We start from the raw sequence: 19,421 nt of genomic DNA, 5'->3' as shown, positions 1-19,421 counted from the left end.
GGAGATTGCCGCGTGGCACCCCGTATTTTCGTCCAACTTGTCCTCTTTGCGCTGCCATTCATCCTGTTCGCGCTGTATCGGATGGCGATCACTGAAGCCGAACAGGAAGGTCGCAAACCGTGGCCGATCCGGCTGCTATTTGGCGCTGGTTTGGTCTTAGCCGTTGGCTCTTGGCTTATTCTGATCCTTCTCGATCGCGGTGGGCGCGAAGAATGCTACCGCCCGAGCCAAATCGTCGATGGTGTGCTTGTGCCGGGAGAAACTTATCCTTGTGAGAAAGATCTTGGGTCCATCGGGCTGCCGCGCGCGGAAGACCCGGGCGGGACCGCAGAAGGGGTCGGCGAACCGCGCAATTTTGACGGAACGCCGATTGAGATTGACGATGACACGGCAGAAACCCTTGAAGATCCTGAACGCTGATTGGCTGACCGCTGAACCGACTCGAAACGTCATAGCTGCGCTCGAGGCTGAACGGTCCGGCTGCGCAAGGTTCGTGGGCGGCTGCGTGCGCAATACCATCATGGCCAGGCCTGTGGACGATATTGATATCGCTACCCAACTTGAGCCCGAACAGACACTCAAAGCGCTTGAAACCGCAGGTATACGCGCCATCCCCACCGGTATCGACCATGGCACAGTGACAGCGGTGGTGGAGCATCAGCCATTTGAGATCACCAGTCTTCGCCGCGATGTCGAAACCGATGGCCGCCGAGCTGTGGTGGCGTTCACCGAAGATTGGGAAGAAGACGCGCAACGCCGCGACTTCCGGCTCAATGCGCTTTATGCCACCCCGGATGGTGAAGTGTTTGACCCGGTTGGTGGCGGTTATGATGATGCGCTGGCGGGCCGGGTGATCTTTATCGGTGATGCCGATCAGCGCCTGCGCGAGGATTATTTGCGCATCCTGCGCTTCTTCCGCTTCAATGCGTGGTATGGCGCCGGGATCGATGCTGACGGCCTCGCCGCCTGCGAGCGGCAGAGCGAGGGCCTATCAAAAATCGCGGCTGAGCGGATTTGGAAAGAGTTCAAGAAACTCCTGGCCGCTGAGATGCCGCGAGCTGCGGTGATCGCGATGAGCAAAAGCGGCGTGCTGGATGAAGTGTTACCTGAGCATAAGGGCGCGGATGGTCTGCATGATTTGGAGCTGACTGAGCAACTGACCGGCGTTCAACCCGATCCCATGCTGCGATTAATGGCGCTGCTGCCGCGCTCGGCGCTGGCCGTGCAGCAGACCGGACAGGCTTTGCGCCTGTCAAATGACGAGACAGCGAGACTGACCATGTGGGCGGCTGATAATCTGCCAGAACCGGTTGGGATGAAGTCCAAGGAATTGCGGGCGACGCTATACTGGCATGGCAAACAGGCGGTGGTGGACCGGGCGATGCTGGCAGGTGCAGATGTCCGAGACCTGTTGGCCGCGGCGCGGGCTTGGCGCCGACCCGAGTTTCCAATCAATGGCGATGATGCCTTATCGGCAGGCCTCAAAGGCCGCGCGATTGGCGAGGCGCTGAGCCGGGTGGCGAAAGTCTGGGTCGAGAGCGATTTCGATTTGGATCGAGATGCGCTGCTGCCGCTATTGATTGAGCAACAGAATTGAGCCGTTCAAATAGCCGGCGAAACTGATCCACAATAAGTATGGCACTTGCAGGATTGCGGCGGCTTTAGAGTGATTTGCAAACGCGCGGATCATCGCGAAGATCAGGATCCAAAGGGCAACCAGCACGATCATCGCGATCAGGACTTGGTGGAAGCCGAAAAAGAGCCAGCTCCAAGACAGGTTTAACGCGAGCTGGGTGAAATAGAGCCCCAGCGCGGCTGAACTTGCGGCAAAACTCCCGGCTTTGATCCTCACTAGGATCGCGCCAAACGCCATGAGCACGAACAGGATAGGCCACACCACAGCGAACATGATATCGGGCGGGGTTAAGCCCGGTTTTTCCAGCGCGAAATACCAAACATCCTCGCTGCCCCCTGAAACAGCGGCGCCTAATCCGGCGGTCGCGGCGGTCATAATCGCGATGAGGATAGTAATAAGAGTCGCCGGACGGGATTGAGTCATGCCCGAGGCGTAACAGAGCCCGTTTCCATCGTCACCTGAAATGTGTTATAACTTTTGTTGTAACAGTGGAGTAAGGTATGTCAGACCGACTCAAAGTCAGAAAAATCGGCAACTCTTTAGGCGTTGTGATCCCTTCAGAAGCTTTGTCCCGGTTCAAAGTTGGCGAGGGCGATGAGCTCCTCCTCACGCTGACGCCGAATGGGTATAAGCTTGATGTCTATGATCCGGAGGTTTCTGAACAAGTCAAAGCGGGACGGGAAATGGCGAAGCGTTATCGCAACACTTTGCGAGAACTTTCCAAATGACGGCCAAATGGCTCAAACTAGAAACGCTTCTGATCCTTCATTCTGAATGCCTCGCTGAACATGGCGGACCTGAGGGTGTCCGCGATTTGGGATTGCTCGAAAGTGCGCTCGAGCGCCCGGTCAATCGGGCGAATTATGGCGACGGCGACTTATTTGATTTTGCTGCTGAGTATGCGTTCGGGATCGTTCGCAATCATCCTTTCGTGGACGGAAACAAGCGAACTGGCTTTTTGTCAGCAGCGACGTTCCTACTGATCAATGGCCAGATGCTGGTGGCCAGCGAAGCTGAAGCAACTCTTAAAGTGTTGGCATTAGCTTCCGGCGAAATTGATCAAACCGATTTTGCGGAGTGGCTCCGCGAGCATGTCGAGCCGCTCGCTTAAGGCCATTTCACCACGGGCGGCATTGAGGACAGAATGCTGGTCACATTGCCGCCCGTCTTGAGGCCGAATGTTGTGCCGCGGTCATAGAGTAGGTTGAACTCAACATAGCGGCCGCGGCGGATCAGTTGTTCGTCGCGCTCGGCTTCGGTCCAACCTTCATTCATGCGGCGGCGGGCGAGTTTCGAGTATATTTCGGCGAATTGTCTGCCGACATCTTGTGTGAAGGCGAAGTCGCGTTCCCAATCGCCTGTATTGTGGCGGTCGTAGAAGATGCCGCCAGTGCCGCGCGGTTCGTCGCGATGGGCGAGGTGGAAATACTCATCGCAGCGCTGCTTGAAGTCTGGATACCAGCTTTCATCATAAGGATCGCAGGCCGCTTTCATCGCTTGGTGGAAATCCACTGTATCCGGAAAATCGGGCTTGCGTTGATAGTCTAGCAAAGGGGTAAGGTCGCCGCCGCCGCCAAACCAACTCTCAGACGTGACCAGCATGCGGGTATTCATGTGTACCGCTGGAACACGCGGATTATGCAGGTGTGCGATCAGCGAGACCCCTGCCGCCCAGAACTGGCCATCTGATTCGTCAGCGCCCGGGATTTGCGCGCGAAACGCTTCGGAGAATGAGCCATAGACCTCTGAAAAGTGGACACCGACTTTTTCGAAGAACTTACCGCGCATAATCGCCATGCGGCCGCCGCCCAGGTCTTCGCCACCATCGCCGCGGGTCCATTCGGTTTTCTCAAACCGGCCAGGAGTACCAGAATAAAGCGGACGTCCCGCTTCGTCCTCTAAGGCTTCGAATCGTGAAATGATGTCGTCTTGCAGGCTCTTAAACCAAGTGGCAGCGCGGTGCTTTTGGGTCTCAAGGTCCGTCATGAGGGGTCTCTACTCTTAAATCTGCGGCAGCGCTAAAACTCTGTTGGGCCCAACCCTATCGGTAAAGTCCCGTATCAGGGGTGGAAATTGTGTCGCATCCTGTGCGGTTTCAACCGCTTGAAAACATTTGCGAGGCAGGCTAGGCGGGCAGAGTTAATGGGGAGGAAGCTTGCGGCGCTGCGCCGCAATGATGCTTTTCCCCAATCTGTGTATTTAGGCTGCAAAGTTATGCCGAAGGAAGAGAAGACGTGAGCGCATCTGATACGACGGCCCCGGAACAGGTAGATGAAGAACGCCGGGATTTCATCCACATCGCAACAATTGCGGCGACTGTCGGCGGGGCAGGGCTCGTTGCCTATCCATTCATCGACCAAATGAATGCTGCGGGCGACACCAAAGCGGCCTCAAGCTTGGAAGTCGATATTTCAAAAATCCCCATGGGCGGCGAGATTCGCGTATTGATCGGCGGTAAGCCCTTCTTCCTGCGCCACCGCACCCCGGAAGAGGTAGCTGCAGCGGTAAATACCGACGTGGCCAAACTTCCAGATCCAGAAACCGATGAAGAGCGCTTGGTTGAGCTTCCCGACGGGACTTATAATCCGGCGATCCTGATCACCTCTGGTGCCTGTACCCACCTTGGTTGTGTGCCGGTTGGTCCAGCGCAAGGCAGTGTCGGCGACTATGGCGGTTGGTACTGCCCGTGCCACGGCTCGCACTATGATACATCCGGCCGTATTCGGAAGGGCCCAGCTCCTTCGAACCTGCCAGTTCCAGATTATGAGTGGGTTTCGCCCACGCTCGTAAAGATTTCACTCTAAAGGAAGGACAAGAGACCGATGAGCGGACACGAGTCCACCTATAAGCCAAATACTGGCATCGAAAAATGGCTTGATGATCGCCTGCCGATCATCCGCCTGGCGCATGACAGCTTTGTCGATTTTCCAACACCAAAGAACCTGAACTATTGGTACACATTCGGCGGCATCTTGGCCGTCTGTTTGGCGGTCCAGATCATTACCGGCGTGGTCTTGGCCATGCACTATACCGCAACCGTCGATCAGGCCTTTGGCTCGGTTGAGCGGATTATGCGCGATGTGCCATTTGGCTGGCTGATCCGAAACATTCACATGGTCGGCGCGTCGATGTTCTTCCTCGCCGTCTATGTCCACATGTTCCGCGGCCTCTATTATGGCTCTTACAAAGCCCCGCGCGAAGTCTTGTGGCTTCTCGGGTGCGTGATCTTCCTGCTGATGATGGCGACAGCCTTCCTCGGCTATATGCTGCCATGGGGACAAATGTCGCTGCACGGCGCGAACGTGATCATCAACCTGTTCGGCGCTATTCCGCTGGTTGGTGAAGGCATTCAAAGCTGGCTGATGGGTGGTCCGTCTGTAGGCAACCAAACCTTGCAGCGTTTCTTCTCGCTGCACTATTTGCTGCCCTTTATGATTGCGGGTGTTGTGATCCTACACATCTGGGCGCTGCACGTACCTGGTAACAATAACCCAACCGGTAAAGAAGTTCAGGACGTCGAGAAAGACACGATCCCGTTCCACCCTTATTACACGGTGAAAGACGGGTTTGCGATTGTCGTTTTCCTGATCATTTTCGCGGCTTTTGTCTTCTACGCACCAAACGTTCTTGGCCACGCAGACAACTATATCGAAGCGAACCCGCTGGTGACCCCAGCGCACATTGTGCCGGAATGGTATCTCTTGCCGTTCTACGCGATCCTGCGGGCGATCACGTTTAATATCGGTCCAATCGAAGCGAAGCTTTTGGGCGTGATCTTCATGTTCGGCTCGATTGCGGTTCTGTTCCTGCTGCCTTGGCTCGACACGTCTAAAGTGAAGTCGATGCGTTATCGCCCAGTGGCGAAACAGTTCTTCCTTGGCTTTGTCGTGGCCTGTTTGCTGCTCAGCTGGTGCGGCGCGTCAAACCCGGATGACCCGGTCATCTCAATGGGTGAAGACAAGCTCGTGGTCAGCTATACAGATGCTTCAGGTGTCGAAGGCACGCGGGTTTTCGAAGCCTATGAAGCGGCGGCTCAATTCCGCGATGAGCAAAATGCTGCGGGTGCAACCGCGTCGCTCGGCATTCAGCCAGCACCGGCCTTCCGCTTCTTGCACTTGTCGCAAATCATGACGGCTTACTATTTCGCCTACTTCTTGTTGATCCTGCCAATCCTGGGTCTCAGAGAGCGTCCGAAAGGCGAGCCAGATTCCATTCACCAGTCCATTCTTGGACATGACGCGCCGGCGGCGGCGCCAGCCGAATAAGGATATCACGGATATGAAACTCTTCCGTCCTCTCCTCTTAGGTCTTGGCGCGATGGCTCTGGGACTAACCGCTTCCGCGGCAGGTGGATCCAAGCACGCGCACGCGCCTGAAGAAGGCTGGCCTTTTGCGAAAGTGCCTGCTGGTCAGGTCGACAAAGAAAGCGTTCAGCGCGGCTTCCAGGTCTATCAAGAAGTCTGTTCGTCTTGCCACGGCATGAAGCTTCTCTCTTACCGTAATCTCGGTGAGAAAGGCGGGCCGTTCTATAGCGACGAGTATAAGAACGCGAACGACAATCCGCTCGTCAAAGCGATCGCCGCCGAGATTGAAGTTCTCGATCCAAATCCTGATGATGCTGGTGATCCAGTCTATCGTCCCGCCATCCCAGCCGACACATTCCGGTCACCGTATCCGAATGACCAAGCGGCGATGGCGGCAAATGGTGGCGCCTTGCCGCCAGATCTTTCGGTGATCACCAAAGCGCGCGGACATGGCGCTGAAGGTGAAGGCGCGTCTTACGTTTACTCGCTGATGACCGGCTATAAGGACGACAAAATCAAAACCAAAGTCGGCGAAGATGGTCTCAACGTGAACTATCTCGAGTTCGACGAAGGCGAGACAGTCGGCACCCTCACCCAGCCGACAGGTCTTTACTACAATCCGTACTTTGCCGGTGACGCGACCCCGCAATGGGATGGTGACCCCCGTCACGTGCCGTATGGCGGTTTCCTCGCTATGGCACCGCAGCTGCCGGATGGCCGCGTCGAGTATATCGACGGCACAGAGGCAACCACGGCTCAAATGGCCTATGATGTCGCGCAATTCCTGCACTGGGCAGGTGATCCAAAACAAAGTCAGCGTAAGTCTCTGGCGCTGCCAGTGATGCTGTACCTGGTGCTGCTATCGATCCTGCTTTGGTTCTCATACAAGCGAATTTGGCGAAACGTAGAGCACTAGTCTGCAACACGGCCACGTGAATTGACGACCCCGCCCTGGATTGCTCCAAGGGCGGGGTTTTCACATCAAGGAGTTACACGATGTCAAAATGGCGGATCGGGGTGATTGGGGGGTCAGGCCTCTACGAAATTGATGGGCTTGAGGGCGCTGAAGAGGTCCGTGTCGACACGCCGTGGGGCGCACCATCTGATGCTTTGATCCAAGGACATGTCGGCGAGGTTGAGTTCGTCTTTCTGCCCCGACACGGCAAAGGCCATCGTTTGACGCCGACCACGGTGCCGTATCGCGCCAATATTGATGCGCTCAAACGTTTGGGGTGTACCGATGTGCTGTCGATCTCGGCGTGCGGATCTTTGCAGGAGCAATATGCCCCTGGGCAGTTTGTTATGGTCGATCAGTTCATCGACCGCACTTTTGCTCGCGAGAAGAGCTTTTTTGGCCCCGGCATGGTCGCGCACGTCTCTGTGGCGGATCCGATTTGCGCGCGGCTCTCCGGTCTTGCCGGAGATGCCGCGACAGCAACTGGCGCGACGGTTCATTCAGGCGGGACCTACCTCGCCATGGAAGGCCCGCAATTCTCATCGCGTGCCGAAAGCCATATGTATCGCGCGTGGGGCTGTGATGTGATCGGCATGACCAATATGCCAGAGGCCAAGCTCGCGCGGGAAGCTGAATTGCCTTATGCGACGATCGCCATGGTCACCGATTATGATTGTTGGCGCGCCGACGAAGCGCATGTTGAGGTCACGAATGTGCTCGAAGTGATGGCGGCCAATACCGCGAAAGCCAAACAGACCGTGGCCCAGCTCGCGGCCAATCTACAGGGCGTGGCCCGGACCCCGTCACCCCACGGGATTGAGACCTGTCTTGATTACGCGATGATTACTTCGCCGGATGCGCGCGATCCCGCTATGCTGGCCAAGCTCGACGCGGTTGCAGGGCGGATTCTCGGCGACTAAGCCACACCGGCTGCGAAAAGCGGGTACTTCAATCAAGAGTCATCTTGCGACTCAGCGGGCCTTCGTCTTTAAGCCAGAGACAGGTGATGTCGGGCAAAGGTGGCAATCGAATGAAACTCATTTCCTGTAATGCAAATCGTCCACTCTCTGAGGCGATTGCGGACCATCTCGATTGCCCTCTGACAGATGCCGAGGTAAAAAATTTCGCCGACAATGAAATCTTCGTCCGGATTAATGAGAATGTCCGCGGCGAAGACGTGTTCGTGATCCAATCAACCTCGCGACCGGCGAATGACAATTTGATGGAATTGCTGATATGTATCGATGCGTTGCGTCGCGCGTCAGCGGCGCGGATCACTGCGGTGATCCCGTATTTTGGTTATGCTCGTCAGGATCGTAAGACCGATGGCCGCACGCCGATTTCGGCCAAGCTGGTTGCCAATCTGATCTCGGCCTCGGGCACCGACCGGGTGCTGACCATGGACCTGCATGCCGGTCAGATCCAAGGCTTCTTTGATATCCCAACCGACAATATGATCGCGCTGCCGGTCATGGTGGATGACATCCAGCGGCGCATGGGGGCGGACAAATTAATGGTCGTTTCGCCGGATGTTGGCGGTGTGGTTCGAGCGCGATCTTTTGCCAAACGGATTGGCGCTGATCTTGCCATTGTCGACAAACGTCGCCCTGAAGCGGGCAAGTCAGAAGTAATGAACATTATCGGCGATGTTGAAGGCCGCAAATGTATCTTGGTTGATGATATTTGCGATTCCGGCGGCACGCTTTGCAACGCGGCTGCGGCGCTAAAGGAAAAAGGCGCAACTGCGGTGAGCGCATATATCACTCATGGCGTCTTATCAAATAATGCGGTTGGCCGGATCGAGAAGTCGGTCATGGACGAGTTGGTGATCTGCAATACGATCCAACCCGAAGCGGCCGATCTTAAATCCAAGAAATTGCGCGTTCTCTCTGTCGCTCCGCTCCTGGGCGAAGCGATCCGCCGGATTGCCAATAATGAAAGTGTGTCGAAACTGTTCGACTAGCCGCCGCGCTGCTTCTCGATCGCGTAGAATTGCAAGTTCCGCAAATCCGCTGGATTGTATTGTTTGTCATCAAATCGTGCTTCGAAGTGGAGATGCGGGCCTGATGATCGCCCGTTGCTACCAACGTATCCCAAAACAGTGCCAGACTCTATCAGATCACCGGACTCGACGTTGACGGATTTCAAATGCGCAAAGCGAAGAATCCAGCCGTCTGAAATTTTCAGATCTACCATTGTGCCATAGCCAGCTTTCTTCCCTGCGAAGACGACTTCGCCCTTTGAGGGGGCAAAAATATCGGCATCCCAGGCCGCGCCCAAATCCATGCCGCCATGCCACCCCGGGCGCTGGGTGAACGGATCCTTGCGCATGCCAAACTTTGCGGTGATGCGGGCTTCTTGCAACACCGGATGCTCAAATGAAATTCCCTCAGTGGAGGGAACCTCTTTTGCGCTCACGGATTGCGGGACGAGGCTTGTCGCGAGCGACAGTGCGAGGACAGATAGTGTGCGTGACATGAAAAACCCTCTTATGCTTAATAAGGATCAAGCATAAGAGGGGCATATTCTGAAGTGAGAATAATTTAAACTTCTCAATTAAGGTCTTGTTAGCGAGTTTTGCGCGCTGGGCGTGATCAAGACTTGTAGAATACCAGGCCTTTGACCTTTTCAGGGTTCACATGTTCGCCGTCTTTATAGACTTCGAGATGCAGGTGCGGGCCGGTTGCGTTTGATGCGGTCTTCCCGACTTTACCGATCGTGTCGCCGGCTTTGAGTTTCTGGCCTTTCTTTACCAAAATCTTAGACAGCGAGGAGAAACGAAGTTTCCGGCCATCTTCGATCATGATGTCGACGGTATAACCGAACCCGTCTTTCTTCCCGGCCCATAAGACTTTCGCATGAGCTGGGGCGTAAATGGCCGTCCCTTTTTTGGCTTTCAGATCGACGCCATAATGCCAGATTTTTTGATCTTCCCACTCATAATAGACCTCGCCAAACGGCGCCGTGATTTTAGATGAGGTCATCAGGATCGGGTGGGTGAAGACAGAGCTGTTCACGATGCTGGTCGCTTGCGCCAGCGAGAGCGGCGCTAGAACCAGGCCTGCGGCGAGCGCCATGATTGCCATGCGCTGACGCGGTTTCCGGGCATCTCGCTCGAGAAGCTGGGTCAGCCGTTTCTTTAGCGTCTCGTGGCGCGGTAGAATGAAGGCCGCCACAGGCAGGGCCTGCGTGGGTTGCGGGCGCGTGACGCGGGCGGTGTTGGCGAGAGCGCGAGCATAAGCGAAATTATCCCCGGTCAGCGCCGCGGTTTGCTCATCGCAGGCCGCTTCGCGCCAATAATCGAGCTCGCGCCGTATCATCCATGCAAAGGGCGAGAACCAAAACACGTCCGCTACCAAACGCTCGAACGGACGAGTGATCAGATCTCCGCGCGAGATATGGGTGCATTCATGCGCCAAAATAATGTCGGCATCGCGTTGGTCAGAGATTGCTTCGGGCAGATAGATTGTCCGTTGGCGAATACCCGCAAGGAAAGGGGACCCTTGCGGAATACTCGCCGTGGCTGGGGTCTGCCGAAGACCCAGCTTTTTGGCCCAGATTTGAGCGCTAACCTTATCATTGGCGCTGGCCATGCCTTTTATGTTCTGCAACCGGATCTGACAGAGTGCATTATAGCCAATCCGCCCGAGCCAACCGGCAATCAGCAGCGCGATCAAGATAATGGAGATAATCGGTGCCGCAGACGACTCGGTGGCCGCTTGCATGGCTGCATTGGTTGAAAGGGCCTCAGCGGCGCCGCCAATATAAGGCAGGTCTGGAATTGGCGTTGCCATCGGATCTGGCAAGAGCGCATAGGCGCCGTAAATGATCCAAGGCAGAAACGCTAAAAACGCCGCGCCGCGCCAAATCGTGTGGGCAAAACGGGCTGGCACGGGTTCGCGGCTCAAGACCTGAGCGCCCCCCGTCAAAAGCCCGGTCCAAATCAGCGAGAACGCAATGAACCAGAGGGCTGACATACTTTACTCTCCGTTTTCTTTCGCTTCTGCAGCGTTGATAATGGTATCCAATTCGTCGAGCTCATTGTCCGACAGGTGCGGGCTTTCCGCGAACATGGTGGCTGGGATCGGGCCGTCCATATCGAGCACTTTACGGGCCAAATGCCGGACCAGACTTCCGAGGGTTTCAACCCGGTCGAGCAGGGGTTCGAAGGTTACTGGATCAACGTCGCCATTGCGTTGAACCCAGCCTTTTGCTTCCATCCGCCCAAGCACGGTGCGTGTGGTGGACAATTGCCAATCTTGAGATGGTCCGACAGCCTCGTGTAATTGACGCGCTGTCTTCGCGCCGCTGTTCCAGAGAAATTTCAGAATAACCAGTTCAGACGGGTTTGGATTAGCCATGGCATTCCCTCTTTTGAGACCCAGATCGCACTACACTTGTAAAACTACGCGTGTAAAGCACACAGAGTCAAGTTACATGAAACTCAGGTGTTGCCGCGTCGAAGCCTTTCCCGTATAGGCAGCGCCTTAATGAAAGGACGGCGCGAGGCCGTACCTGTCAGGCTGTCACTCCAGGATAAGATTGGAGCGGACTTCAGGGCGAAAGGAAAAGATATGTCTTCTGATATTACGTTTAACGTGAGCGTGCGCGAGCGCACTGGTAAAGGTGGCGCGCGTGAAGCCCGGCGTTTGGGCTTGGTGCCTGGTGTACTTTACGGCGGCGGTGAGGATCCAGTTGCGATCAACCTCAAGCAAAATGAGGTGGTTAAGGCGATCAATACAGGTCAGTTCCTGTCATCTACCGCGACTTTGGTTCATGACGGCAAAAAGCAAATGGTGATCCCACAAGCGATCCAGATGCACCCTGTGAGCGACCAGCCTCAGCATGTCGATCTGTTCCGGGTTAAGAAAGACCAGATCATTACCGTTGAAGTGACCGTGAACTTCCTCAATGAAGAAGAGTCTCCAGGTCTCAAAAAGGGCGGCGCGCTGAACGTTGTGCGTTTTGCGGTTGAGCTGAACGTCCGTGCGGACAGCATTCCAGATTCTCTCGACGCTGACCTGACCGGTCTCGATATTGGTGACAATGTCAAAATCTCTGACATCAATCTGCCAGGTGGCGCGGAGCCAACGATTACCGATCGTGACTTCACCATCGCCTCGATTGTTGGCCGCGGTATTGCTGCCGATACTGAGGAAGAGACAGAAGCGCCAGAGGCTGATGAAGTCGAAGCGACGAAACAAGCTGGCGACGACGCCGAAGAATAGGCGTGATCAGAACGCTTTTAAAATCAATGGCGGGATGGCTTCGCGGCCGTTCCGCCATTATTGATTCTGATGGGCCAAATAAAGAGGATCCCGTGATGCACATCTTGGTGGGGCAGGGCAATCCAGACGCGAAATATTTGCGCAATCGGCACAATTTTGGATTCCAAGTTCTGGACACGATTGCGGCCGATCATAGCTTTGGGCCCTGGCGCGGAAAGTTTCAAAGCCAAGTCTGTGAGGGCCGGGTCGGCGGCGAAAAAGTGCTCTTGATGAAACCAGAGACCTATTACAATGAAACCGGCCGCGCGGCCCAAGCCGCGATCAAATTTTACAAGCTGAGCGCCGAAGACGTCACCATCTTCCACGATGAAATCGATCTGGCGCCTGGGCGCCTGAGAGTGAAGCGCGGCGGTGGGCATTCGGGCAATAATGGCATCCGTTCCATGATCGCACATGTAGGCGCAGAGGTCCGGCGTATCCGGATGGGTGTCGGCCATCCCGGCGATAAATCTCGGGTCATGCCGTATGTTCTGTCTGACTTTTCAAAAGCAGACGAAGCCTGGCGCGACGCCATGATCGAAGCCTGCTCACGCGCGTTGCCGCTTTTGTTTGAACATGGCGACGAGCGGTTTCAGACCGAAGTGATGCGTCTAGCGCCTGCCCCGAAAAACGATCCGAAACAGGTTTAGGTAAAACCTAAGCAGCCCTCATCCTTCGACGTCGCTCACGACAAGGCAAAAGGGTTATTCGGTATCGTCGATAATCGGGCCGGGCTCGAGAACGGGCGGATTTTCCTCATCCAATAAATAAGATGGGATCTGCCCTTCCGGACACTGCGCGACCAATGTTGGCACATTTGTGCCAGCGATTGCTGGCAGGCCTGCTTTGGTCCGCATCGCCGCGCTCATGATCAGCATGGCAATCAGGACAAGTCCGACGGCTGCGAGCATGATGGGCCCCAGCACATCCTCGGTTTGTTTCGGCACAGTTGGCGGCGTCATCTCGAGGGGCGGAGCTTTCTGCCTTGGCGCAGTGGTTTGCGCCGGTGTGGTGGCGATGTCAGCTTGCGGGTCGACAATCGCTGCGACCGGTTTGGGTTTCGCCGCGGTTTTGGATTTCGGCGCCTGCGAAAGCGGATCGGTAGGGTGGTTGTCTTTCCAGGCTGCTTTGCCGTCTTTGTCGCTGGCTTTAAGCTCGATCCAGGCGCGCAAATCCTTGCGGCCATCCCGGCGACCCAATTCTTCGACCAGATCGAAATAGCCATTCACCAATTTGCGTGGCCCCATGCCGCTTAAGGCATAGCGCTTATCCTCGCTAAACGGCTCGTCAGGGACGGTTTTGTCCAAACCTACTTGCAGCAATACGCCAGGCTTAGATCGCGCATGATGGGCGATCGCATGCACCCAATCACTGTCGCTCTGATCGGTATCACAGGCCTCTTTCGACCATAAAACGAGAACAGACTGAGAATTATCAGCGTCGCGATAGTCTTTGGGGGTCGGGGTTGTGTGCTCGCGCTTCTTGTCATGGCGTACTTTGAATTTCAGTGCGCGTAAGCGGCGAACGATCAGATCAGCTTTGTCCTGATCAGCCAGGGCATTTACCAGAAATACGTCATAGCGGGCCATAGGTCGTCCTTGATGTTTCACGCAATTTCATCATCTCCGTAGCCGTTTGGCCAGTGGATTCCAGTTAAAGGCGAGAAAACCCTCTAGTCTTCGCCCCAAAATACGGTAAGCCGCGCCAAACACTTTTGTGGAGGCACAAATGGGCTTCAAATGCGGAATCGTTGGACTGCCAAATGTCGGCAAGTCGACTTTGTTTAATGCGCTGACCCAAACGGCAGCCGCACAGGCAGCAAACTATCCGTTCTGTACGATTGAACCGAATGTTGGCGAAGTGGCGGTGCCAGAGCCGCGCCTTGGCAAACTGGCAGAGATTGCGGGCTCCAAAGAAGTTATCCCGGCGCGGATGAATTTTGTCGATATTGCCGGCCTGGTTGAAGGTGCTTCAAAGGGCGAAGGACTGGGCAACCAATTCCTAGCCAATATTCGCGAAACCGATGCGATCATCTATGTGCTGCGCTGCTTCGAAGATGACGACATTACGCACGTCTCTGGCAAGGTTGATCCGATCGCCGATTTGGCCGTGGTCGAAACCGAGCTCATGCTGGCGGACCTCGAGAGCCTTGAAAAACGCAAAGTGAACTGGGTCAAAAAGGCGAACTCCGGCGAGAAAGAAGCGAAAGCGCAAGTGGCGCTGATCGATAAAGCGCTGGCCGAATTGAATGAAGGTCGCCCCGCGCGCCGCGCCGATGTCGATGATGACGAGCGCAAAGCCTGGAACATGTTGCAGCTTCTCACTGCAAAGCCTGTCCTCTATGTCGCGAATGTCGATGAAGACAGCGCAGCGGACGGTAATGACTATTCCAAACGCGTGCTCGACTATGCAGCTGAGGAAGGCGCTCAAGCAGTGGCGATTTCAGCGCAGATTGAAGCTGAGATTTCGCAATTAGAAGACGAAGAGCAAACCGAGTTTCTCGAGACCCTCGGGCTCGAAGAGCCGGGCCTCAACCGCCTGATCCATGCCGGCTATGCGCTGCTTGGTCTGCAAACCTATTTCACCGCGGGGCCCAAAGAGTCGCGCGCTTGGACCATCCGCCAAGGCTGGACGGCGCCGCAAGCTGCGGGCGTCATCCATGGCGACTTTGAAAAAGGTTTTATTCGCGCGGAGACCATCGCGTTCGAAGACTATGTCGCAAATGGCGGCGAGACCGGCGCCAAAGATGCCGGCAAAATGCGCGCTGAAGGCAAGGATTATGTGGTCCAAGATGGCGACGTCATGTTGTTCCGGTTCAACGTTTAATCCTGCTCAGGCGCCGCGTGGCCAGGAATTAATTGGTCTCACTCTCGACAAAGTTCTGTATATGTTCTAGCCCGAATCGGGTACAGGATAGTGTATGAAACCCATCATTTTTATCGGCGAGACCGGGCTCGACTTCATTCACCTGATTGCGATTGTGCTCGCATTGGGTCTTGGGGCGGCGTGTTACAAGTTTCGAGAGTTGCTGATCCAAGAGCGCACGACGCGCGAAGAGGCTGAAGTCGATCTCGCGCATGCCCAGCAAGATTTGCAGACCCAGCGCGCCCTCGCCGATGAAAGCAAACTTCAATTGGCGGAGCTGCGCGGCCAGACTGCAAAACAAAAAGAAGCGTTTGGCGAGATTGCGCGCGGGGTCATGCAACAGACCCAACAACATTTCATCGCCATGGCGGATGAGACTTTCAAAAAACACCAGGCGGGCGCCAAAGGTGAGTTGAGAGAACTGATCAAACCGATCGGAGAGAACTTCACTGAGTTCAAAAAGCGCGTCGCGGATATCGAAAAAGTCCGCGCGGAAGACAAATCCGCGATCCAGGAACAAGTCAAAGCGATCGGGGAAAGCCTGCACCGCAACACCGCCGAGACGGGCAAACTGGTGAATGCGCTGACCGCCCCGAAAGGCGGAGGGCGCTGGGGCGAGATGACACTCCGCAATGTTATGGAACAGGCGGGTCTTTCCGGGCATTGCGATTTCAATGAGCAAGTGAATGATCAAACCGAAGAGGGACATCAGCGCCCGGATGCGGTGATCCATTTGCCGGGCGGGCGCCAAATTGTGGTCGATTCGAAAGTTTCGCTCGAAGCCTATATGGCCGCTGCTTCTGCTGAGGACCCGACCCAGCGAAATGTCCATTTGAAAAGCCATGCAACGAATGTTCAACGCCATGTCGATACGCTGGCCTCAAAACGCTATCAGGCGAATTTGGATGAGCGAGTGGATTTCGTCGCGATGTTCATTCCTGGCGAAAACTTCTTCGCCGCAGCGCTTGAGTCAGCTCCAGATTTGCTGGAACGCGCCTATTCCAAAAATGTCATTGTCACCACGCCTTCGACTTTGATCGGCTTGGCGAAAACCGTGGCCTATGTTTGGCGCCAAGAGAAAATGACCCAAAACGCTCGCGAAGCCGCCCAATTGGGCCAGCAGCTCTATGAGCGGATCGCCACGATGGCGAGCCATATCGAAAAGCTTGGCAAATCGCTCAACACGTCCGTGAGCCACTTTAATGCGATGAACAGCTCGCTCGACAAACGCGTCATGCCGACCATGAAGAAATTCCAAGAGCTCTCCATCGCCCCACCCGATAAGCCGATGCCGGACCCGAAGCGGATCGAAGTCACCGCAGACGCGGGCAGCGGCGCGCAATTGGAACTGATCAAGAAAGCGAAGGCTTAGAGGAGCGCGGGAGCGGGCTGCTTGTGTCGGCGTCGGAGCGTATACCAGGAGTAACGCGTCATCCTCGACCGCGTAGCGGTCTGAGGATCCAACTCCTAAATTTGCATCGCGCGGATCGTTCCGAAGATGGGCCCTCAGACAGCCTGTGGCTGTCGAGGGTGACGCACGTCGCAAGAACATCTCGATCAGCCTCATCCTGAGCGAAGGCCTGCCCTGGCGTAGGCCCAGGGTCGAAGGACGAGGCGGGCTCACGATAAAGTCCGGGGTAGCACAGCCCTTTATCCTTCGACTTCGCTCAGGATGAGGGCCTAATGATGTTATACCCGCCATCTTCAGCGATCATCTTCGGTATTTGGCTCGCAATCCTAACCTGCCTGCTTCAAAAGCCTGGTGCTGGAATGATCAAGCGCTCAGGTGCTTGCGAAAAATCTGTCAATCGCGTGCGTGCCCGCGCCGCGCGTCACAAAATGCAGATTCACAAATATCAACGCCAAGACCGGAAACATGCCGCGAAAATCATCGCCAAGGTGGACCATGATCAATGCGACAATGAAATTGAACACCATGATCAATGCGGCCCACCGTGTCAGCAAACCCAAGACCAAAAGCAATCCGCAGATAAATTGAGCGCCTACGCTCAGCCATGCCATCGCGACGGGCGCAACGAATCCATTTGCGGTTAGGAAGGTCACAAATTCTGCCATATCATCGGGATGCAGCAGGTTGTCCGAGACCCCCCATACGAGAAAGCTTCCAACACATATCCGCAATGCAAGCAGGCTGAGATCGTCGAAGGCTTGGAGCTGATTTAGGTTCAGAAAGGACGGCATCTTTTTGTTCGCGGTTTTGTGAGGCAACAGAGCTAACATGATAAAGAGCAAGAACCTAGACGATGGGAGATGCGCCATAAGCGGTGACTGAGCCAAACATCGAACCGCCTGCCCATTCAGAATTTCTATGCCTGCTTAAATATTGACGTTCGGGCTTTGCGCTCATACTTGAGGGCCATGGCTTTACGAGAGATCATCACAGTGCCCGATGCGCGGCTGAAACAGGTGTCAGATCCTGTTGAGGGCGGCGTGACCGACGAGATCCGTGCGCTCATGGATGACATGTTGGAAACCATGTATGACGCGCCGGGCATTGGCCTTGCTGCCATCCAGGTCGGGGTGCCTCTGAGAGTGATCGTAATGGATCTGCAAGAGGACGAGGAAAAGAATCCGCGTTTCTTTGTGAATCCAGAGATTTTGCCGCTGACAGAAGATCTCGCGCCGTACGAAGAAGGCTGCCTCTCTGTACCGGATGTGTTTGACGAGGTTGAGCGGCCCACCGAATGCCGCGTGCGTTATCTCGATTATGATGGCAATCAAGTTGAAGAGGTCGCGACCGGCCTATTCGCGGTCTGCATTCAGCATGAGATGGATCATCTCGAGGGTACGCTGTTTATTGACCACCTCTCGCGTCTGAAACGTCAGCGCGCGGTCGACAAAGTGAAAAAAGCCAAACGCCTTAAAGAAAAGAATGCGGCCTAAGGCGCCGCGCCTCTTTATCCGCGTCACATCACAGGCTACAGCCCGCTCATGACGAACCCGCTCCGCATTGCCTTTATGGGCAGTCCCGATTTTGCAGTTCCTGTGCTTGCGGCCTTGGCGGACGCGGGACATGAGATTGCCTGTGTCTATTCGCAGCCGCCGCGACCGGCGGGGCGCGGGAAAAAGCTCCGCCCGACGCCGGTGCATCAATGGGCTGAGACACGCGGTCTCGATGTGCGCACTCCGCGCTCGCTCAAAAAGGCACCTGAGCAGGAAGCGTTTGCCGCGCTTAAGCTCGATGCAGCAATTGTCGTCGCCTATGGGCTGATCCTGCCGCAAGCGGTGCTCGATGCGCCGCGTTTGGGATGTCTGAATATGCATGCCTCTTTGCTGCCGCGTTGGCGCGGAGCGGCGCCGATCCACCGGGCGATTATTGCAGGCGATGAGAGGACCGGCGTGCAGGCGATGATGATGGAAGCTGGGCTTGATACCGGCCCTGTCCTGGCGACTGAAGAAACGCGTATCCTTCCGTCCGACACGACCGGCAGTGTACATGATCGCTTGGCGGGTCTTGCCGCACCGCTCGCGGTGGCATCGCTTGCAGGCCTCGCCGATGGCAGTCTTGTCCCGCAGGAGCAGTCTGAAGAAGGCGTCACTTACGCTCATAAGATTACAGCTGAAGATCAGCGCATCGATTGGACCAAGCCTGCGAAAGAGGTGGATTGTCTGATCCGCGGCCTGTCGCCTTTCCCAAGCGCTTGGTTCTATTACACCCCAGATGGCGAGAGCGAGCCGCTGCGCATGAAGGCGTTGATGAGCAGCCTTGAATCCGGCCAGCCCGATGCGGCGCCGGGTGAAGTGCTCGATGAGTCTTTGTTAGTTCAATGCGGAGACGGCCAAGCGGTGCGCCTGTTGCGGGCGCAGAAGCCGGGATCAAAAGCGATGGATGCGGCGGATTTGTTGCGCGGTCTACCCGTCCCAAGCGGAGCGCGTTTCGAATGAACAATCTCTGGATCCGCCCCGCGACACCCGACGATGCTGAAACGATCACCGAACTCACCGATGCCGCCTTCGGTACGCCGGAAGAAGCGCAGATTATCACCCAACTGGCGGCCGATGGAGATAGTCTAGCTTCCTTGGTCGCGCATAATGACCGAGAGATTCTTGGCCATATTCAATTCTTCAAAGTGTGGGTCGATGGCGAAGATATCGCCTGCGGTTTGGGGCCGGTTTCTGCGCGGCCAGATGTCCAGCGCCGCGGCATTGGCGCGGGTCTCATACGCTTTGGCCTCACGCTGATGGAAGGGGCCGAGCGATCACATTGCTTCTTGCTTGGACACAAAGAATACTATCCCCGATTTGGATTCTCTGCCGAGCTCGCTGCGCAGTTTAGCGGCCCATGGTCTGGACCCCATTTCATGGCCAAGTCTCTAACCGCAACCGGACCAAGTGGAGGCGCGCTGACCTATCCGGCGGCGTTCGGGGCGTGA

23 protein-coding genes are annotated in these 19,421 nt (G+C 55.8%); 16 read left to right on the top strand and 7 right to left on the bottom strand.

Annotation, left to right across the window (positions count from 1 at the left end; translation table 11 throughout):
• Nucleotides 1–12: 12 nt before the first annotated feature.
• A complete protein-coding gene (locus MY069_RS07340; protein WP_482796420.1) occupies nucleotides 13–420 on the top strand; it encodes a hypothetical protein in 408 nt (135 codons plus the stop codon).
• The gene (locus MY069_RS07335; protein WP_482796419.1) at nucleotides 383–1,597 is read left to right on the top strand and encodes a CCA tRNA nucleotidyltransferase; all 1,215 of its coding nucleotides are present in this window, start codon (nucleotides 383–385) and stop codon (nucleotides 1,595–1,597) included. Before MY069_RS07340 ends, MY069_RS07335 begins: the two co-directional genes overlap by 38 nt.
• Here the strand turns inward: MY069_RS07335 and MY069_RS07330 are convergent.
• A complete protein-coding gene (locus MY069_RS07330) occupies nucleotides 1,574–2,011 on the bottom strand; it encodes a TspO/MBR family protein (RefSeq protein WP_482796418.1) in 438 nt (145 codons plus the stop codon). The two genes, MY069_RS07335 and MY069_RS07330, sit on opposite strands and share 24 nt — an antisense overlap.
• Nucleotides 2,012–2,136: 125 nt before the next feature.
• Here MY069_RS07330 and MY069_RS07325 point away from each other — a divergent pair, with 125 nt between their 5' ends.
• Both MY069_RS07325 and MY069_RS07320 read left to right on the top strand, forming a co-directional pair.
• A complete protein-coding gene (locus MY069_RS07325; RefSeq protein WP_482796417.1) occupies nucleotides 2,137–2,364 on the top strand; it encodes an AbrB/MazE/SpoVT family DNA-binding domain-containing protein in 228 nt (75 codons plus the stop codon).
• Nucleotides 2,361–2,747, top strand: a complete 387-nt coding sequence (locus MY069_RS07320; RefSeq protein ID WP_482796416.1) for a type II toxin-antitoxin system death-on-curing family toxin — start codon at nucleotides 2,361–2,363, stop codon at nucleotides 2,745–2,747. The genes MY069_RS07325 and MY069_RS07320 overlap by 4 nt, the downstream gene beginning before the upstream one ends.
• On the opposite strand, the gene hemF is transcribed toward MY069_RS07320, so the two are convergent.
• Nucleotides 2,744–3,622: an oxygen-dependent coproporphyrinogen oxidase gene (hemF, locus tag MY069_RS07315; RefSeq protein WP_482796415.1), complete on the bottom strand. Its 879-nt coding sequence runs from the start codon at nucleotides 3,620–3,622 to the stop codon at nucleotides 2,744–2,746. The two genes, MY069_RS07320 and hemF, sit on opposite strands and share 4 nt — an antisense overlap.
• A 248-nt stretch (nucleotides 3,623–3,870) precedes the next feature.
• Between hemF and petA the strand changes: the two genes are divergently transcribed.
• The 5 genes from petA to MY069_RS07290 all read left to right on the top strand — a co-directional run bounded on the left by petA (nucleotide 3,871) and on the right by MY069_RS07290 (nucleotide 8,858).
• Nucleotides 3,871–4,440 carry a ubiquinol-cytochrome c reductase iron-sulfur subunit gene (gene petA, locus MY069_RS07310; RefSeq protein WP_482796414.1) on the top strand — a complete coding sequence of 190 codons (570 nt, stop codon included), beginning with the start codon at nucleotides 3,871–3,873 and terminating at the stop codon, nucleotides 4,438–4,440.
• A gap of 18 nt (nucleotides 4,441–4,458) precedes the next feature.
• The gene (locus MY069_RS07305; protein ID WP_482796413.1) at nucleotides 4,459–5,901 is read left to right on the top strand and encodes a cytochrome b; all 1,443 of its coding nucleotides are present in this window, start codon (nucleotides 4,459–4,461) and stop codon (nucleotides 5,899–5,901) included.
• Between the two features lie 13 nt (nucleotides 5,902–5,914).
• On the top strand, nucleotides 5,915–6,856 hold the full coding sequence (locus tag MY069_RS07300; RefSeq protein ID WP_482796412.1) for a cytochrome c1: 942 nt from the start codon (nucleotides 5,915–5,917) through the stop codon (nucleotides 6,854–6,856).
• A gap of 80 nt (nucleotides 6,857–6,936) precedes the next feature.
• Nucleotides 6,937–7,815, top strand: coding sequence for an S-methyl-5'-thioadenosine phosphorylase (locus MY069_RS07295; protein ID WP_482796411.1), 879 nt, complete (start codon nucleotides 6,937–6,939; stop codon nucleotides 7,813–7,815).
• 110 nt (nucleotides 7,816–7,925) lie between these two features.
• Entirely contained in the window at nucleotides 7,926–8,858 is a 933-nt protein-coding gene (locus tag MY069_RS07290) for a ribose-phosphate pyrophosphokinase (RefSeq protein ID WP_482796410.1), read from the top strand.
• On the opposite strand, the gene MY069_RS07285 is transcribed toward MY069_RS07290, so the two are convergent.
• The 3 genes from MY069_RS07285 to MY069_RS07275 form a co-directional block, all read right to left on the bottom strand.
• Nucleotides 8,855–9,373: a M23 family metallopeptidase gene (locus MY069_RS07285; protein WP_482796409.1), complete on the bottom strand. Its 519-nt coding sequence runs from the start codon at nucleotides 9,371–9,373 to the stop codon at nucleotides 8,855–8,857. The genes MY069_RS07290 and MY069_RS07285 overlap by 4 nt on opposite strands.
• A 116-nt stretch (nucleotides 9,374–9,489) precedes the next feature.
• Nucleotides 9,490–10,872 carry a peptidoglycan DD-metalloendopeptidase family protein gene (locus tag MY069_RS07280; protein ID WP_482796408.1) on the bottom strand — a complete coding sequence of 461 codons (1,383 nt, stop codon included), beginning with the start codon at nucleotides 10,870–10,872 and terminating at the stop codon, nucleotides 9,490–9,492.
• A gap of 3 nt (nucleotides 10,873–10,875) precedes the next feature.
• Nucleotides 10,876–11,256, bottom strand: coding sequence for a BlaI/MecI/CopY family transcriptional regulator (locus tag MY069_RS07275; RefSeq protein WP_482796407.1), 381 nt, complete (start codon nucleotides 11,254–11,256; stop codon nucleotides 10,876–10,878).
• Between the two features lie 213 nt (nucleotides 11,257–11,469).
• Between MY069_RS07275 and MY069_RS07270 the strand changes: the two genes are divergently transcribed.
• Together MY069_RS07270 and pth are read left to right on the top strand one after the other, a co-directional pair.
• A complete protein-coding gene (locus MY069_RS07270) occupies nucleotides 11,470–12,123 on the top strand; it encodes a 50S ribosomal protein L25/general stress protein Ctc (RefSeq protein ID WP_482796406.1) in 654 nt (217 codons plus the stop codon).
• 95 nt (nucleotides 12,124–12,218) lie between these two features.
• On the top strand, nucleotides 12,219–12,812 hold the full coding sequence (pth, locus tag MY069_RS07265; RefSeq protein ID WP_482796690.1) for an aminoacyl-tRNA hydrolase: 594 nt from the start codon (nucleotides 12,219–12,221) through the stop codon (nucleotides 12,810–12,812).
• Between the two features lie 54 nt (nucleotides 12,813–12,866).
• On the opposite strand, the gene MY069_RS07260 is transcribed toward pth, so the two are convergent.
• The gene (locus tag MY069_RS07260) at nucleotides 12,867–13,751 is read right to left on the bottom strand and encodes a hypothetical protein (RefSeq protein WP_482796405.1); all 885 of its coding nucleotides are present in this window, start codon (nucleotides 13,749–13,751) and stop codon (nucleotides 12,867–12,869) included.
• Between the two features lie 139 nt (nucleotides 13,752–13,890).
• On the opposite strand from MY069_RS07260, the gene ychF reads away from it, so the two are divergent.
• Together ychF and MY069_RS07250 are read left to right on the top strand one after the other, a co-directional pair.
• A complete protein-coding gene (ychF, locus tag MY069_RS07255) occupies nucleotides 13,891–14,988 on the top strand; it encodes a redox-regulated ATPase YchF (protein ID WP_482796404.1) in 1,098 nt (365 codons plus the stop codon).
• Between the two features lie 94 nt (nucleotides 14,989–15,082).
• Nucleotides 15,083–16,399 (top strand): DNA recombination protein RmuC, encoded by a 1,317-nt coding sequence (locus tag MY069_RS07250; RefSeq protein WP_482796403.1) that lies wholly within the window; start codon nucleotides 15,083–15,085, stop codon nucleotides 16,397–16,399.
• Nucleotides 16,400–16,809: 410 nt separating this feature from the next.
• Here the strand turns inward: MY069_RS07250 and MY069_RS07245 are convergent, their stop codons facing one another.
• Entirely contained in the window at nucleotides 16,810–17,229 is a 420-nt protein-coding gene (locus MY069_RS07245; protein WP_482796402.1) for a DoxX family protein, read from the bottom strand.
• A gap of 177 nt (nucleotides 17,230–17,406) precedes the next feature.
• Between MY069_RS07245 and def the strand changes: the two genes are divergently transcribed.
• From def to MY069_RS07230, 3 genes are read left to right on the top strand one after another with little or no spacing between them, the layout of a single operon-like run.
• Nucleotides 17,407–17,931, top strand: coding sequence for a peptide deformylase (gene def, locus MY069_RS07240; protein ID WP_482796401.1), 525 nt, complete (start codon nucleotides 17,407–17,409; stop codon nucleotides 17,929–17,931).
• Between the two features lie 48 nt (nucleotides 17,932–17,979).
• Nucleotides 17,980–18,933 carry a methionyl-tRNA formyltransferase gene (fmt, locus tag MY069_RS07235; protein ID WP_482796400.1) on the top strand — a complete coding sequence of 318 codons (954 nt, stop codon included), beginning with the start codon at nucleotides 17,980–17,982 and terminating at the stop codon, nucleotides 18,931–18,933.
• Nucleotides 18,930–19,421, top strand: coding sequence for a GNAT family N-acetyltransferase (locus MY069_RS07230; protein WP_482796399.1), 492 nt, complete (start codon nucleotides 18,930–18,932; stop codon nucleotides 19,419–19,421). The genes fmt and MY069_RS07230 overlap by 4 nt, the downstream gene beginning before the upstream one ends.

This window comes from Hyphomonas sp. ske169, assembly GCF_056850855.1.
The sequence above is the reverse complement of the archived record's forward strand: the minus strand, read 5'-3'. Positions and strand labels throughout refer to the sequence as shown.

Excerpts from the sequence above, each read along its gene's own strand:
- MY069_RS07335 (WP_482796419.1), top strand. The coding sequence starts at position 383 with ATGACACGGCAGAAACCCTTGAAGATCCTGAACGCTGATTGGCTGACC.
- MY069_RS07330 (WP_482796418.1), bottom strand. The coding sequence starts at position 2,011 with ATGACCGCCGCGACCGCCGGATTAGGCGCCGCTGTTTCAGGGGGCAGC.
- MY069_RS07325 (WP_482796417.1), top strand. The coding sequence starts at position 2,137 with ATGTCAGACCGACTCAAAGTCAGAAAAATCGGCAACTCTTTAGGCGTT.
- MY069_RS07320 (WP_482796416.1), top strand. The coding sequence starts at position 2,361 with ATGACGGCCAAATGGCTCAAACTAGAAACGCTTCTGATCCTTCATTCT.
- hemF (WP_482796415.1), bottom strand. The coding sequence starts at position 3,622 with ATGACGGACCTTGAGACCCAAAAGCACCGCGCTGCCACTTGGTTTAAG.
- MY069_RS07305 (WP_482796413.1), top strand. The coding sequence starts at position 4,459 with ATGAGCGGACACGAGTCCACCTATAAGCCAAATACTGGCATCGAAAAA.
- MY069_RS07300 (WP_482796412.1), top strand. The coding sequence starts at position 5,915 with ATGAAACTCTTCCGTCCTCTCCTCTTAGGTCTTGGCGCGATGGCTCTG.
- MY069_RS07295 (WP_482796411.1), top strand. The coding sequence starts at position 6,937 with ATGTCAAAATGGCGGATCGGGGTGATTGGGGGGTCAGGCCTCTACGAA.
- MY069_RS07290 (WP_482796410.1), top strand. The coding sequence starts at position 7,926 with ATGAAACTCATTTCCTGTAATGCAAATCGTCCACTCTCTGAGGCGATT.
- MY069_RS07285 (WP_482796409.1), bottom strand. The coding sequence starts at position 9,373 with ATGTCACGCACACTATCTGTCCTCGCACTGTCGCTCGCGACAAGCCTC.
- MY069_RS07280 (WP_482796408.1), bottom strand. The coding sequence starts at position 10,872 with ATGTCAGCCCTCTGGTTCATTGCGTTCTCGCTGATTTGGACCGGGCTT.
- MY069_RS07275 (WP_482796407.1), bottom strand. The coding sequence starts at position 11,256 with ATGGCTAATCCAAACCCGTCTGAACTGGTTATTCTGAAATTTCTCTGG.
- MY069_RS07270 (WP_482796406.1), top strand. The coding sequence starts at position 11,470 with ATGTCTTCTGATATTACGTTTAACGTGAGCGTGCGCGAGCGCACTGGT.
- pth (WP_482796690.1), top strand. The coding sequence starts at position 12,219 with ATGCACATCTTGGTGGGGCAGGGCAATCCAGACGCGAAATATTTGCGC.
- MY069_RS07260 (WP_482796405.1), bottom strand. The coding sequence starts at position 13,751 with ATGGCCCGCTATGACGTATTTCTGGTAAATGCCCTGGCTGATCAGGAC.
- ychF (WP_482796404.1), top strand. The coding sequence starts at position 13,891 with ATGGGCTTCAAATGCGGAATCGTTGGACTGCCAAATGTCGGCAAGTCG.
- MY069_RS07250 (WP_482796403.1), top strand. The coding sequence starts at position 15,083 with ATGAAACCCATCATTTTTATCGGCGAGACCGGGCTCGACTTCATTCAC.
- MY069_RS07245 (WP_482796402.1), bottom strand. The coding sequence starts at position 17,229 with ATGCCGTCCTTTCTGAACCTAAATCAGCTCCAAGCCTTCGACGATCTC.
- def (WP_482796401.1), top strand. The coding sequence starts at position 17,407 with ATGGCTTTACGAGAGATCATCACAGTGCCCGATGCGCGGCTGAAACAG.
- fmt (WP_482796400.1), top strand. The coding sequence starts at position 17,980 with ATGACGAACCCGCTCCGCATTGCCTTTATGGGCAGTCCCGATTTTGCA.
- MY069_RS07230 (WP_482796399.1), top strand. The coding sequence starts at position 18,930 with ATGAACAATCTCTGGATCCGCCCCGCGACACCCGACGATGCTGAAACG.